Source organism: Herbaspirillum sp. WGmk3 (assembly GCF_023952535.1).
In the GTDB taxonomy this organism is placed as follows: domain Bacteria; phylum Pseudomonadota; class Gammaproteobacteria; order Burkholderiales; family Burkholderiaceae_D; genus Herbaspirillum; species Herbaspirillum huttiense.
This window is the reverse complement of record NZ_JAKYWT010000137.1, coordinates 1-245: the sequence shown is the minus strand read 5'-3', so window position 1 is coordinate 245 and position 245 is coordinate 1. Positions and strand designations below refer to the sequence as shown.

The 245-nt window shown below is 64.1% G+C and carries 1 protein-coding gene; it reads right to left on the bottom strand.

The window, feature by feature from the left end; genetic code table 11:
- A partial coding sequence (locus MKD49_RS26225) for a PTS sugar transporter subunit IIA (protein WP_252697768.1) occupies positions 1–245 on the bottom strand: 245 nt, incomplete at both ends.

Genomic DNA, 245 nt, shown 5'->3' with positions numbered 1-245 from the left:
ATCGGAGGCGGCATTGGTCACCGCGGCGTGCCCAGGAGCGGGAAGGGCCGTTGCGGATGAGGTCGAGGCTTCTTCCTTCGGCTCGTCGACCCCACCGATGAGGTCGACGACGGTTTGCGCGTCGGGGGCCTGGCGCAACTGTTCGACGAACTCAGGATTGACGAGGGCGCGAGCCAGCTTGGTCAGAAGTTTCATATGGTCCGCGCCGCCGTTTTCGGAGGCCGCGATCATAAAGATGAGGTCGG